Origin of the sequence: Planotetraspora phitsanulokensis (assembly GCF_016863295.1) — a bacterium.
GTDB classification, from domain to species: domain Bacteria; phylum Actinomycetota; class Actinomycetes; order Streptosporangiales; family Streptosporangiaceae; genus Planotetraspora; species Planotetraspora phitsanulokensis.
Genome location: NZ_BOOP01000009.1, coordinates 95,434 through 108,457, shown reverse-complemented (window position 1 = coordinate 108,457; position 13,024 = coordinate 95,434). Strand labels below are relative to the sequence as shown.

11 protein-coding genes are annotated in these 13,024 nt (G+C 70.7%); 4 read left to right on the top strand and 7 right to left on the bottom strand.

Annotated features, from left to right (window positions below; all coding sequences use genetic code 11):
* The first annotated feature begins 279 nt into the window (after positions 1–279).
* Complete coding sequence (locus tag Pph01_RS12420) at positions 280–435, top strand: hypothetical protein (protein WP_204073204.1); 156 nt, start codon at positions 280–282, stop codon at positions 433–435.
* 22 nt (positions 436–457) lie between these two features.
* Here the strand turns inward: Pph01_RS12420 and Pph01_RS12415 are convergent, their stop codons facing one another.
* Entirely contained in the window at positions 458–3,385 is a 2,928-nt protein-coding gene (locus Pph01_RS12415; protein WP_204073203.1) for an AfsR/SARP family transcriptional regulator, read from the bottom strand.
* A 235-nt stretch (positions 3,386–3,620) separates the two neighbouring features.
* On the opposite strand from Pph01_RS12415, the gene Pph01_RS12410 reads away from it, so the two are divergent.
* On the top strand, positions 3,621–4,571 hold the full coding sequence (locus tag Pph01_RS12410; protein WP_204073202.1) for a helix-turn-helix transcriptional regulator: 951 nt from the start codon (positions 3,621–3,623) through the stop codon (positions 4,569–4,571).
* Positions 4,572–4,608: 37 nt separating this feature from the next.
* On the opposite strand, the gene Pph01_RS12405 is transcribed toward Pph01_RS12410, so the two are convergent.
* The 6 genes from Pph01_RS12405 to Pph01_RS12385 all read right to left on the bottom strand — a co-directional run bounded on the left by Pph01_RS12405 (position 4,609) and on the right by Pph01_RS12385 (position 9,265).
* Positions 4,609–5,466 (bottom strand): SDR family oxidoreductase, encoded by an 858-nt coding sequence (locus tag Pph01_RS12405; protein WP_204073201.1) that lies wholly within the window; start codon positions 5,464–5,466, stop codon positions 4,609–4,611.
* Positions 5,467–5,510: 44 nt separating this feature from the next.
* Positions 5,511–6,593 carry a GNAT family N-acetyltransferase gene (locus tag Pph01_RS12400; RefSeq protein WP_204073200.1) on the bottom strand — a complete coding sequence of 361 codons (1,083 nt, stop codon included), beginning with the start codon at positions 6,591–6,593 and terminating at the stop codon, positions 5,511–5,513.
* 46 nt (positions 6,594–6,639) lie between these two features.
* Complete coding sequence (locus Pph01_RS12395; protein ID WP_204073199.1) at positions 6,640–6,837, bottom strand: hypothetical protein; 198 nt, start codon at positions 6,835–6,837, stop codon at positions 6,640–6,642.
* Positions 6,838–6,963: 126 nt separating this feature from the next.
* Complete coding sequence (locus Pph01_RS12390) at positions 6,964–7,701, bottom strand: SDR family NAD(P)-dependent oxidoreductase (protein ID WP_204073198.1); 738 nt, start codon at positions 7,699–7,701, stop codon at positions 6,964–6,966.
* Positions 7,702–7,841: 140 nt separating this feature from the next.
* Complete coding sequence (locus Pph01_RS43305; protein ID WP_275412826.1) at positions 7,842–7,970, bottom strand: MFS transporter small subunit; 129 nt, start codon at positions 7,968–7,970, stop codon at positions 7,842–7,844.
* The gene (locus Pph01_RS12385; RefSeq protein WP_425570090.1) at positions 7,970–9,265 is read right to left on the bottom strand and encodes an OFA family MFS transporter; all 1,296 of its coding nucleotides are present in this window, start codon (positions 9,263–9,265) and stop codon (positions 7,970–7,972) included. Before Pph01_RS12385 ends, Pph01_RS43305 begins: the two co-directional genes overlap by 1 nt.
* Positions 9,266–9,575: 310 nt before the next feature.
* Here Pph01_RS12385 and Pph01_RS12380 point away from each other — a divergent pair, with 310 nt between their 5' ends.
* Positions 9,576–11,870: an FdhF/YdeP family oxidoreductase gene (locus Pph01_RS12380; RefSeq protein ID WP_204073196.1), complete on the top strand. Its 2,295-nt coding sequence runs from the start codon at positions 9,576–9,578 to the stop codon at positions 11,868–11,870.
* A gap of 267 nt (positions 11,871–12,137) precedes the next feature.
* The gene (locus Pph01_RS12375) at positions 12,138–13,016 is read left to right on the top strand and encodes a sulfotransferase family protein (protein WP_204073195.1); all 879 of its coding nucleotides are present in this window, start codon (positions 12,138–12,140) and stop codon (positions 13,014–13,016) included.
* Positions 13,017–13,024 lie beyond the last annotated feature (8 nt).

The window sequence follows — 13,024 nt, the reverse complement described above, 5'->3', positions numbered from 1 at the left end:
ATGCCGATGCCGCGCCGAGAGGTCAACCACGCGGTCACACGTGATACCGGGCGACGGCCGAGATGAAACCCTCGTGAAACCGGCGGCGGATACCTTTGCCCCGACCAGCACGACGTCCGTCCGATGGGGCCACGGGGGCCCATGGCCGGCGCCGCGCTGGAAGTCACCGGATACGGGGGCTCTGGTGATGTCACGGGGGAGATACCGCTCTCCTGGCGGTGGCGGCGCCGCCGGGAGAGCGGTCGACGACGTGCTCGACGAGGACCTGGGAGAACACCGATGAAGAAGAAGACGGCAGCGGCGATCGTCGCGCTCGTCATCGCGGCCATCCTCGGAGGGAGCGCGTCGCCGGCCGCGGCGGTCTCGCCGTGCGGTGAAAAGGGTCTCACCTGCGACAGCACCTGGATGGACCCCGGTCCCGCCAACGGCCAGTGACGGTTCAAATCAGGTGACCGGGTCAGGACGGAAGGAACGGCCTGGCCCCCTCGACGGCGCGCAGTTCCGCACGTGCGCGTTCGTGCCAGACGGGCAGGCCGATCTCGGCGAACGCCCCTGCGGCCGTGTCCAGCAGCGTCCTGGCCAGATCGGGGTCTCCTCGCGCGGCGGCGAGGCGGCCGCCGGCCAGCTGGGCACGGGCCGTGAGGAACGGCTCGCCCAGTTCGGTGGCCGTGGCGAGGGCGCGCTCCAGGCGTTCGGCCGCGCCGTCGAGGTCGCGCGCGAGGAGGAGCGCCTCGCCGATCCCCAGCAGGCCGTAGGTCTCGCCGATCAGGTCCCCGACGGCCTGGGAGGCGGTCAGCACCTGCTGGAAGGCGTTCTCCGCCTGCCCGGGGGCGCCCTGACTCAGGTGAAGCGCGCCCAGGCGGTTGAGGATCTGCGCGCCTCCCCGCGTGTTGCTGAGGTCGCGGTAGACGTCCAGGGCCGTCTCCAGCAGGCGGGCCGCGGCGTCGGGACGGCTCTGCTCGATGTGGATCTGGGCGATGCTCCCCAGCACATGGGCCTCGGCATGCCGGTCGCCGGCCTCGCGGAGCATCCGGAGCGCCTGGCGGTAGCCCCGCAGGGCCGTTCCCGCCCGCCCCTCGACCCGCTCGATCAGGGCGGCGTTGCGCAGGGTCAGGGCCTGCCCATGATGATCGTTCACGGCCTCGAAGAGCGTGAGCGCGGCGTCGAGATGCGGGCGCGCGGCGGTGTAGTGCTGCCGGAACAGCTCGAGCGTGCCGAGCGAGTAGCGCATCGCCGCCTCACCGCGGGCGTCGCCGGCCCGGCGTGCCGTGTCGAGGGCGACCTGCGAGGTGTGCCGCCAGTCGTCGAACAGGCCCTGCGCCTCGAACAGGGTGATCGCCGTCATCGCCAGGTCCCAGCAGGTCTCGCTCAGGCCGAGCCGGGCCGCCTGTTCGACGGCCGCGACCAGGCCGAGGCGTTCGCTGCGCAGCCAGCCTCCCGGATCCGTCAGGAGCCTGGCGGCGGTCGACTCGCCGCGGTCCCACCGGGGAGCGCCCCCGTGGAGCACCGTGTAGTCGCCGCCGTACTGCCGCCGGTGCGCCTGCTCGGCGAGCGAGAGGTACGCCCCGGTCAGCCGGGCGAGGGCCGCCGCCGTCGCCGCAGGCGGGTCGTCGGACTCCCCACGCTCTCTGGCGTGGAGCCGGACGAGGTCGTGGGTCCGATAGCGGGGCTCCCCGAGGTCGTCCATGCCCGCGTACTCGACGAGCCGCGCCTCCACCAGGCCCTCGAGCACCTCCTCGGCGTCACGGGGTTCGTCGTCGAGAAGCGCCGCCGCCACCCATCCGGGGAAGTCCGGGATCTCGAGCAGGCCGAGGCGGCGGAAGAGGACCTGGCTGCGCTCGGCGAGACCGGAGTAGCCGAGGGCGAGGCTGGCCCGTACGGAGAGGGTTCCGTGGGTGAGCTCGTCGAGCCGGTCGCGTTCGGCCTCGAGCCGCGAGATGAGCCGGTCGACGGTCCAGTGCGGCCGTGCGGCGAGGCGCGCGCCGGCGATCCGGAGAGCGAGCGGCAGCCACCCGCAGAGCTCGGCCAGCCGGGCCGCGGTCGCGGCGTCGGTGGTCAGCTCGGCCCGGCCGGTGATCGCGTCCAGCAGTTCGACGGACGCGGAGGGGCCCAGGACCTGAAGGACGAGCCGGCGGGCGCCGGGCAGCGCGGTGAGCGCGGCGCGACTCGTGATCAGCACGGCGCAGCCGTCTCCCGGCGGAAGCAGCGGCTCGACCTGGGCCTCGTCCGCGGCGTCGTCCAGCAGCACCAGGACGCGGCGACCGGACAGGCGCGCGCGGAACGCCTCGGCGCGCTCGTCGAGGCCGTCGGGGACCGCGGTGCCCGGCGTCCCCAGCGCGCGCAGGAACCGGCCGAGCGCCTGCGACGCGCCGACCGGCTCCGATCCCGCGCCGCGGAGGTTCACGTAGAGCTGGCCGTCGGGGAAGTCGTCCCGCACGTCGTGCGCCGCCTGTACGGCCAGTGCCGTCTTGCCCACTCCGGGCATGCCGGACACGGCGCAGATCACCGGGGTCCCGGGAGGCCTGCTCCGCAGGACCTCGACGATCCTGCCGATCTCGCCGTCGCGTCCGGTGAGGTCGCCCACTCGCGGCGGGAGCATGCAGGGCGGGTCGGGCGGGGCGGTGGCGGGCTTGTCCTCCGCGGGCCTGGCGCGGGTCCTCGAGTCCAGAGCGGGGTGGGCGTCTCCGCGCAGAACGGCCTGTTCCAGCGAACGCAGTTGCGGTCCCGGCTCCAGCCCCAGTTCCTCCGCCAGAGCGGTGCGGATGCGCCGGTAGGCGTCCAGGGCCTCGGTACGGCGTCCCGCCCGGTGCAGGGCCAGCATCAGCCGCGCGCCCATCGACTCCGCCAGCGGATCCTCCGCCACCAGGGAGATCAGCTCGGGGATGATCTCGGCGTGCCCGCCCAGGGCGAGGTCCGCGTCGATGCGCTCGGTCAGCACCCGCCTGCGCTCCTGCTCAAGCCGTTCCGCGGCCTCGGCGAGGGCGGCCACGTCGTCCAGGCCCGCGAAGGCGCGGCCGTGCCACAACGCGAGCGCCTCACGCTGGAGCGCCACCGCCGTCTCCAGGTCCGCGGAGTCCAGCGCGTTCCTGGCCCGCTCGGCGAGATCGGCGAACTGCCACGCGTCCACCTCCTCGGGGCCGGCGGCCAGGGCGTAGCCGGAACGGTCGTACCGGATCCGCCCCGGATCGTCGAGATTCTTCCGGAGGCGGTGGACCAGCACCTGGAGGTTCTTGCCGCCGCGCGGTTCGAGCCGCTCGCCCCACATCGCGTCGATCAAGGTCTCGGCGGAGACCACCCGGCCCTGTGCGCAGACGAGCAGCGCCAGCAACTGCTCCTGCCTCCGGGATGACAGATGAGCCGGACTCCCGCCGATGATCAGTGTCACATCGCCAAGTACTCGGAACCTCATCCGTGCTTCCCCGAACGACGGCGTCCTACAGAACCGGTGTGATCCGTTCCATGGTGAACGGATTCGGCGAGAATAGCCCGGATGATCCCGTGCGCGATAGCGATCCCGGACATCCGCCGATCCGGCCCGGACGGGGCGTCGCCGCGGCCGCGAAAAAGGGGGGTGTAGTACTGCCACCTTCCGGTCCGAGACCCGCGCATAGCCTGAAGGGATGGAAGGCGCGAGCCCTCTTGGCGAGTTCCTGCGCGCACGACGCCAGGTCACCACAGCCGAACAGGTGGGACTGGCAGGGGTCGGACCCCGCCGCAGGACGCCTGGGCTGCGCCGGGAGGAGGTGGCCCTGCTCGCGGGCATCAGCATCGACTACTACAGCCGCCTCGAACAGGGACGAGAACGCCGCCCCTCCGCGCAGGTCATCGACGCCATCGCGCGAGTCCTCCAGCTCGACCGGGAGGCCACCGAACATCTGCATGAGCTCGCGCGCGGGCGGCCGCACCGGCGTACGCCCGAAGGGCCGGCCGATCGGGTCGAGCCGAGCCTGATCCGGCTGATCGACGGCTGGGACCACGTGCCCGCCTACGTGGTGAACAGCCGGCTGGACGTGCTGGTCAGAAACCCCGTGGCCGAAGCGCTCTACGAGGGGCTCGAGCACAGCGACAACCTGCTCCGGCTGGCGCTGCTCAACCCCGCGTCCCGCGGGTTCTATCTCGACTGGGAGCTGGACACCGGTTCCAAGGTGGCCCATCTGCGCGCCACGGCGGGCCTGGACAGCGACGATCCCGACATGCTCGACCTTCTGGATGAGCTGTCGGACAGCGAGGACTTCCGCCGGATGTGGGCCCTGCACGAGGTTCGGGGCAGGACGCGCGCTCCCGTCCGCTTCCATCGCGACGACGTCGGAGATGTGATCACGACGATGGAGGTGCTCAGCATCGACGGCTCGCCGGGGCTGAAGCTGATCGTCTTCCAGGCCGAGCCCGGCTCCCCGTCCGAGGCCGCGCTGATCACGCTCTCCCGTCGGATGCGGGCGGAGAGCGGCACCGGCGCGCCGCCGCCCGGACGGCCGGAGCAGCGCGAGGATCCGAGGGGCGACCACCCCGGCCCCACGGACACCGAGGAGGCGGCCGCGGCGGGGCCGCGGCGCCGCGGTCGGCCCCGGTGACCCTCCGGGGTGCCGCGGCCGTCGGCCGAGCCGGCTGTCAGCCGGCTCTTCTCGCGGCCGTCACACGGTAAAGCAGCGTGTACGGGAGGAAGCGGGCCAGGACGGCGGCGATCTTGGCGTCGCGGCCCACGAGCTGACGCGGCCGCGGCCTGGCGGCGGTCAGCGCGTCGACGATGACCCCTGCCGCGCGATCGGCGGGGATGCCGGTCTCCGCGTTCCTGGCCGCGCTCGCCCGGACCCTGCTGATCTGGCCGGCGTACCGGTCGGCCGCGGCGGGCAGCCGTCCCAGCAACTCGTCGGCGGCGGCCGTCCCCCTCTCCCAGATGGGTGTGGCGATCACGCCGGGCTCGACCAGGATCACGCCGATGCCGAACGGGGCGAGTTCCGCCCGCAGGCTGTCGCTGAGCCCGACCAGTCCGAACTTCGCCGCGTGGTACGGCCCGAGCATCGGGCCGGCGATCCGGCCGGCCATCGATCCCACCATCACGATGCGGGGGGTGCCGCCGGACTCGGCCGCCTGCCGGAGCGCGGGCAGCACTGACTGCGTGACGATCAGCTGGCCGGTCAGGTTGATCTCGATCTGGCGCCGGAACACCTCGATCGGCAGATACTCCAGCGGACCCGCCAGCGCCACGCCCGCGTTGTTCACCAGCCCGTGCAGCGGCCCGGCCGCGCACACGACCTCGCCCGCCGCGCGCACGGACGCCTCGTCGGTGAGGTCCATCCGCACCACGCTCACCCCGTCCGGATGCTCGCGCAGCAGTGACTCCTCATCCTCGACCCTGCGCACCGCCGCCCAGACGTGGAAACCCGCGCGTACCAGGTCGGCGACGCAGGCGCGGCCGATGCCGGTCGAGGCGCCGGTGACCATGACCGATCGCCGTTCAGATGACATGAGATTCAGCCCCGCTCGATCATTTGTTGCCGGGTGGGTTCAGCCTATGCGGAGCCGGGATCGGGCCGGTCGTGGCCGTTCTGGTCCTCCCGGACGTACAGACGCTCTCCGTCGTCGAACCGGTCGGTCGGGCGCAGGCCGGCCCTGACCGCCACCGCGATCGACGCGTGGTGGCCGGGATGCACATGGGCCTCGAAACGGCGGACGCCGCGGGCGCCGAGCCATCCGACGAGCGCCTCAGCGGCCTCCGACGCGTAGCCGCGGCCCTGCCACGCCGTGCCGATCACCCAGGCGATCTCGGCCCGCCGCCCGCCGTCCTCGACGGTGGCCTGGACGGTGCCGACTGCGTGTCCGCCGCGGTCGCGGACGATCCAGTTCAGCCATTCCTGGTCGCCGGTGGGGGAGTGGCCGACGGCGAGCCGGGCGTAGCGGGCACGGAGCGCGTCCAGGCTCGGCGGCTCGCCGCCGATGAAGGCGTACAACGCCGGATCGGCGAGCACCCCGGCCATCTCGTCGGCGTCCCCCACGGTGAGCGGCGACAACTCGAGCCTGCCCGTCGTGATCAGGCCCTCCGCGCGGCGGACGTCGGCGGCCGAGACGGTGTACTCCCAGCCCTCCCGCCACTCGAACGGCGCGGCGATGGAGTCCCCCAGCGCCACCCCGCCGATCAGCAGGTCCAGCGCCCACCGGTTGGCCGAGTGCGCGACCACCAGCACCCGGGCGCCGTCCCACGCGGAGACGAGGTCCCGGAGGAAGTCGCGGGTCCGGCCGACGACCTGGCGGTAACTCTGCCCGCCCGGCCAGGGCACCTCGATGTGCCGGGACCGCTCGGCCGCGAGCCGTGCCACCGGCGCGCCGTTGAGGTCGCCGTAGTCGCACTCGCGGAGCCGTTCGTCCTGGAAGACCGGGGTCCCGGAGCCGGCGAAGGCGATCTCCGTGGTCTGCACGGCACGGCGCAGGTCGGAGGTGAACACCGCGGCGATCCCGTCGTCACGGCGGCGGGCGCCGAGTTCGGCGGCCAGCATCCGGCCGCGCGCCGACAACTCGCCGGGCAACCACCCGGTCGCGATCCCCGCCTCGTTGTCGGTCGTGATCGAGTGCGTTTCGTACACGATCGTCACTGCCACGGCCGAAAACCTATCCGAGTCCGCGCCGGCGGGACGAACCGCCGGGTCAGCCGTCGCGCCGGCGGCCCCGGATCCGCCACGCCCACCACAACATGGCCAGCCCGACCAGCACCACGATCGCGCCCAGCACGGCGTACTGGCCGTGGCCGGACATCATGGAACCGCCGAGCGCGCCCGTGCCCTGGGCGATCCAGACGCCTCCGATGAGGCAGAACAGCACCCCGACGACACCGCGAACCCACATGTCCCGCTCCGATCTGCGGTCGGCCGGTGGCGTCCCGCGCCACCAAACAGTACGTCCCGCCGGCCCGCCGGAGGGATCGCAATCCTTACGAGGTGCTTACCGGGATGGAACCGGCCCGATCGGCGGTCAGCGTGGATGGATGCCGCCGTCGAGACTCACGACCTGGTTGGTGAGGTAGCCGTTGCGGAGCACGGCCATGGCGAGGTCGGCGACCTCCTCGGGCCGGCCGAACCGGCCGACGGGGATCGCGTGGGGGCCCTCACCGAGCGCCGGCAACATCGCGGTGTCCTCGATCAACGCGGGCGCGAGGGCGTTCACCGTCACGCCGCGGCTCGCGACCCGGGCCGCGAGGAAATGCAGGGTCCCGTGCAGGCCGGCCTTGGACGCGGCGTAGTGCGGGCCCACGACGCCGCCGGTGAAGGCGGCGATCGACGAGATGAACAGGACCCGGCCGAACCCGCGCTCCACCATCGCGGGCACCACCTGCTGGGCCAGCAGGAACGGCGCGCGCAGGTTGACGGCCATGGTGCGGTCCCAGGTCTCCAGGTCGACGTCGGTGTACGCCTGCCGTACGGCGTAACCGGCGTTGGGGATCAGCAGGTCGACGGGACCGAGGGCCTCGACGGTCGCGGCGACCAGGCGCGCCGGCACCTCGGGATCGGCGAGGTCGCCGGAGAGGGCGATCGCGTCCAGCCCGGCCCTCCCGGCTTCGGACACGAGCAGCTCGGCCTCGTGCGCGCGGGTGCCGTAGGCGAACGCCGTCCGCACACCGGCGGCGATCAGACACCGGCCCAGCGCGCCGCCGATGCCGCCGGAGGCCCCGGTGAGCAGGGCCACCCGGCCCGCGAGGTCCGTTCCGGTCATCGGGGCTCCTTCCGCGTACGGCCATGGCCTTATATAAGGCCTTCGCCGGGGGCCGGCCCACCAGGAGGGCCGGCCCCCGGCGAAGGGGCGATTGCCGTGTTCGTACCCGGGACGGGCGGGCGGTGCGCCCGCCGCCGGGATCAACCGGAGAAGAGCTGGCTGAGCTTGAGCAGCAGCTCGTAGACGCCGTAGGCGAAGGGCAGGCCCACCCACAGCCAGGCCAAGATCATCAATGGGGTGCGCGAGCTTGTCTCTGTCTGCTCTGTCATCATGAACCTCCCTGCGGAGTGGCCACCGCATCCGTTCCCCCGACCGTCGCGAGCGCCGGTTCGTGGAACTTGTCCTTCACGGGACGGATCAGCTCGTTGGACAGGAAGCCGATCACCAGCAGGCCGATCATGATGTACAGCGACGTCGTGTAGAGATCGGGTCCCGTCTTGCCGGCCGCCTCCTGGGAGTCGGCGATGGCGTTGACGATCAGCGGGCCGAGGACGCCGGCGACCGACCAGGCGGTCAGCAGGCGGCCGTGGATGGCCCCGACCTGGAAGGTGCCGAACAGGTCCTTGAGGTACGCCGGCACGGTGGCGAAGCCGCCTCCGTAGAACGACAGGATGCCGAGCGCGCACAGGATGAACACGACGGTGTGCGAGTCGCCCCACAGCGAGATGATCAGGTACAGCACGGCGCCCACGCCGAGGTAGACGCGGTACATGTTCTTGCGGCCGATGAGGTCCGAGGTCGAGGACCACACGATCCGGCCGGTCATGTTCGCGAGCGAGAGCAGCGCGACGAAGCCAGCGGCGGCGCTCACCGAGATGGGCGTGGCCGTGTGGGCGAAGAAGTCCTGGATCATCGGCGCGGCCTTCTCCAGGATGCCGATGCCCGCGGTCACGTTGAAGCACAGGACGACCCACAGGAACCAGAACTGCGGCGTGCGGATCGCGTTGCGCGCCGAGACGTTCGCGGTGGTGACCAGGGCCTTCGTGGCGGCCTTCGCCGGGTTGAAGCCCTTGGGCAGCCAGCCGTCCGCCGGGACCCGCACCAGGAGCACGCCGAGGGTCATGAAGACCGCGTAGACCACCCCGTGAATGAGGAAGGCCTCGGCGATCCCGCCCGTGGTGGCGCCGAAGGAGCCGAGCATCTGCGTGGACCACGGCGAGGCGATGAGCGCGCCTCCGCCGAAGCCCATGATGGCGATGCCCGTGGCCATTCCCGGCCGGTCGGGGAACCACTTCATCAGCGTGGACACCGGTGAGATGTAGCCGATGCCGAGTCCGATCCCGCCCACGAAGCCGTACCCGAGGACGACCAGCCAGTACTGACTGGTCGCCACGCCGAGCGCGGAGATCAGGAAGCCGGACGCGAAGCAGACCATCGAGACGAACATCGCCCAACGGGGGCCGTTGCGCTCGACCAGCGGCCCGCCGAAGGCGGCGGACAGGCCGAGCATGACGATGCCGAGTTGGAAGGGCAGCGCGCTCTGCGTGCCTGACAGGTCGAGCGCCTTCTCGAGCGGCGGCTTGAAGACGCTCCACGAGTAGGCCTGACCGATGGACAGGTGCACGGAAAGGGCTGCGGGGGGTACGAGCCACCGGCTCCACGTGGGCGGTGCGATCGTGCGTGAGCGACTGAGAAACCCACCTGAAGTGGGAGATATCAGCTTTTGGCCATCTTCGGGCATGAACAGGCAGTATGTCTCAGTCGAATGTTCTTGTCTACGCTAACAATGCAAAGTCAAACCCGCCAGCTTTGTGGGTGGCGCACAACGGGCCCCCTCTGCCGGCCTCGCCCTCGCTCCCCTGACCCTCGTCCATGCCCGCGTGTCAACACGGCGTATTTTGGACACGGCAGGTGGCCGAAAGTGAGGGTATCGGGTGGCAAAAAAAGCTCCCAGGCGCGACGTCGGGGATGAGCGTCTGCAGGTGGGATCTCCGAAGGAATGGGCGGCGGGAGTTCCCGCGGTGGCCCATTCGCTGGCGATGTCCTACTCCCAGATGGGCGTCAAGCGTTCGCTGCTGACCCTGGTGCGTGTGAACCAGAAGCAGGGTTTCGACTGCCCCGGTTGTGCATGGCCGGAAGGCGAGCACCGCAGTCCCGCGGAATTCTGCGAGAACGGCGCCAAGGCGGTCGCGGAGGAGGCGACCCTTCGCCGGGTGACCCGCGATTTCTTCGCCGAGCACGCCGTGTCGGAACTGGCCGGGCGCAGCGACTACTGGCTGGGGCAGCAGGGCAGGCTCACCGAGCCGATGTACAAGCCGGCCGGGTCCGACCACTACGAGCCGGTGGCCTGGGACGAGGCGTTCTCGATCATCGCCAGGGAGCTCAGGGCGCTCGAGTCGCCGGATGAGGCGCTGTTCTACACGTCCGGGCGCACGTCGAACGAGGCCGCGTTCCTCTACCAGCTTCTGGTCCGTCGTTTCGGCACCAACAACCTGCCCGACTGTTCCAACATGTGCCACGAGTCCAGCGGCTCGGCGCTCACCCAGACGCTGGGCATCGGCAAGGGGACGGTCTCGCTGGACGACCTCCACAAGGCCGACCTCATCTTCGTGGTGGGGCAGAACCCCGGCACCAACCATCCGCGCATGTTGTCGGCGCTGGAGAAGGCCAAGAGGAACGGCGCCCGCATCGTCGCGGTCAATCCGCTGCCCGAGGCCGGGCTGCTGCGGTTCAAGAACCCCCAGAAGGCGAGCGGGGTCGCAGGGCGCGGCACGAAGCTCGCCGACCGGTTCCTCCAGATCCGGCTCAACGGCGACATGGCGCTCTTCCAGGCCCTGTCGAAGCTGATGCTCGAGGCCGACGATGCGAACCCGGGGTCGGTGATCGACCACGAGTTCGTCGAGACCCACACGCACGGGTTCCACGACTTCGAGAAGAACGTCCGCGAGCTCGAATGGGAGGACGTCGAGGAGGCGACGGGCCTGCCCCGGACGGCCGTCGAGGAGACGGTCCAGGACGTCCTCGCGGCGAAGTCGGTGATCGTGTGCTGGGCCATGGGACTGACCCAGCACAAGAACTCCGTCGCCACCATCCGGGAGGTCGTCAACTTCCTGCTGCTGCGCGGCAACGTGGGACGGCCGGGAGCCGGGGTCTGCCCCGTGCGCGGGCACTCCAACGTCCAGGGCGACCGCACGATGGGCATCTACGAGAAGCCGTCGGCGGCGTTCCTCGACGCGCTGCGTGACGAGTTCGGCTTCGAGCCGCCCCGCCGCCACGGGGCCGACGCGGTGGAGTCGATCAGGGCGCTGCGCGACGGGCAGGCCAAGGTCTTCGTCGCGATGGGCGGCAACTTCGTCTCCGCGACGCCGGACACGGCGGTGACCGAGGCGGCGATGCGCCGGGCCAGGCTCACCGTCCAGGTGTCGACCAAGCTGAACCGGTCGCACGCGGTGTGCGGCGAGCAGGCGCTCATCCTCCCCACGCTGGGCCGTACGGAGAGGGACGGCGACCGGTTCGTGACGGTCGAGGACTCGATGGGCATGGTGCACGCCTCACGGGGACGGCTGGCTCCCGCCTCGCCCGACCTGCTCTCCGAGGTGGCCATCGTCAGCAGGCTGGCCGGAAGGCTCTTCGAACAGGACGGCGCGTCCGGCATCCCCTGGGAGCGGTTCGAGGCCGACCACGACGCCATCCGCGACCGCATCGAGCGCGTGGTGCCGGGGTTCGACGACTTCAACGAAAGAGTGCGCAGGCCCGGCGGCTTCGCCCTGCCCAACGCCCCCCGTGACGAACGGCGCTTCCCGACCGACACGGGGAAGGCCAACTTCACCGCCAACGCCCTCGACGTCCTGCGGCTCGCCCCCGGGCGCCTCCTGCTCCAGACGGTGCGCAGCCACGACCAGTACAACACCACGATCTACGGCATGGACGACCGCTACCGCGGCGTGCACAACGGCCGCCGGGTCGTGTTCGTCAATCCCGACGACCTGGCCGAACGCGGCATCGCCGACGGCGAGCTCGTCGACCTGGTCAGCGAGTGGCCCGACGGGGAACGCACGGCGGAGGGGTTCCGCGTGATCGCCTATTCCACCGCGCGCGGGTGCTGCGCGGCCTACTTCCCCGAGACCAACGTGCTGGTGCCGCTCGACTCCACCGCGGACACCTCCAACACCCCCACGTCCAAGAGCGTCGTCGTACGGCTCGAGCGGCACGCCGCGGCAGCCGGCTGACCGGCCGAACCCGGCAGGCGCTCGCCTGCCGGGTTCGGTATCCCCGCCGGGACGAACAGCACGCCCTCCGGGCCGACCCGATGACCGGACGCCGTCGCAGAGGTGGCTGTGCGGTGAACACGGAAGCCCCCCGGACATGATCAGAACCGGCTACCCGCATATTCAATGCATAAACGGTAGGTTTACGGGGAGTTAAGTGGTTTATATGTGGATATTCACAAGGAACGTTCAGTGAATTATTAGAAAAATCGAGTAGTCTTTCCGGCTATGACCTGGCAGCGGAAGGTCAATAACGCCTTCATCAAGTACGCGGGATTCCAGCTAAATCGAGTAGGGAAAACGGGTTCCACTCCAGCGGAGGAGGCCGCAGCGGAGGACCTGGTGCGGCCGCCGGAGGACCCGCGGATCGACCGGCTCCTGACCGCGCCGATCTTCATCCTCTCGCCGGTTCGCTCGGGTTCCACCCTGCTGAGGGCGATGATGAACGCCCACTCGATGTTGCACGCTCCCCATGAGCTTCACGTGCGGCGGCTCTTCGTGAACTTCGGGACCCCGCTGGCGGAATCGGCGATGGAAGCGCTCGGCCACAACAGGGCCGATCTGGAGCATCTTCTCTGGGATCGGGTGCTGCACCGCGAGTTGGTCAAGAGCGGCAAGCGGTTCATGGTGGACAAGACTCCGGCCAACGCGTTCGCCTACAAGCGGATCAGGGCCTGCTGGCCCGACGCCCGGTTCATCTTCCTCCTGCGTCATCCGGCGTCCATCGCGACCTCGTGGCACGAAGCCGACCCGGTCAAGCGCACTCCCGAGGAGGCCGCGCTGGACGCCCTGCGTTACATGAAGGCGGTCGAGCGGGCGCGCAAGGCGCTTCCCGGCCTGGTCGTCAGATACGAGGACCTGACCGCGGAACCGGAGAAGGAGACCCGCCGGATCTGCGAATTCCTCGACGTCCCGTGGGAAGACGGCATGCTCACCTACGGCGAGCTCTCCGTCAAGGAGAAGGGACTCGGCGACTGGAAGGACAAGATCAGCACCGGAACCGTGCAGCCGGGCCGTGACCTCCCCTCGGAGGACGAGATCCCGGAATCGCTGCGGGCGATGAGCGTGAGCTGGGACTACCTCCCTCGTACGGCGGAGCGGACATGAGCCTTCCC